The sequence below is a fragment of the Priestia sp. SIMBA_032 genome (genome assembly GCF_046535215.1).
GTDB classification, from domain to species: domain Bacteria; phylum Bacillota; class Bacilli; order Bacillales; family Bacillaceae_H; genus Priestia; species Priestia aryabhattai.
Genome location: NZ_JAWRXD010000759.1, coordinates 1 through 268 on the forward strand (window position 1 = coordinate 1; position 268 = coordinate 268).

The 268-nt window shown below is 31.7% G+C and carries 1 protein-coding gene; it reads right to left on the bottom strand.

Features of this window, described 5'->3' with window-relative positions:
- On the bottom strand, nucleotides 1-268 hold a 268-nt coding region (locus SB717_RS36345), incomplete at both ends, for an SMI1/KNR4 family protein (RefSeq protein WP_410907876.1).

A 268-nucleotide genomic window follows, 5' to 3' on the forward strand; every position in this document is an offset into this window, starting at 1 on the left:
CTAGGTTTGGATTATATTCGTAAATATCCTGTCTTAAGCGAAAATCCGCAACTGAAATCGGGTCCATAAACCTGTTGAAAAACATTCTTTTATCAGACTTTAAAAAACCACAGCCTATTTCTTGATAAAAACGTTGCAGTTCTTTTGGGAGTTCCATTTGTAATAAGTTTTCTGCTTCATCTATCTCTTCTTGATATATAGGATAAAAAATAGGTTTTTGTTTAGAACGTACACTTCTGTCTGCTACAACATATTTTTTCAAAAAGTT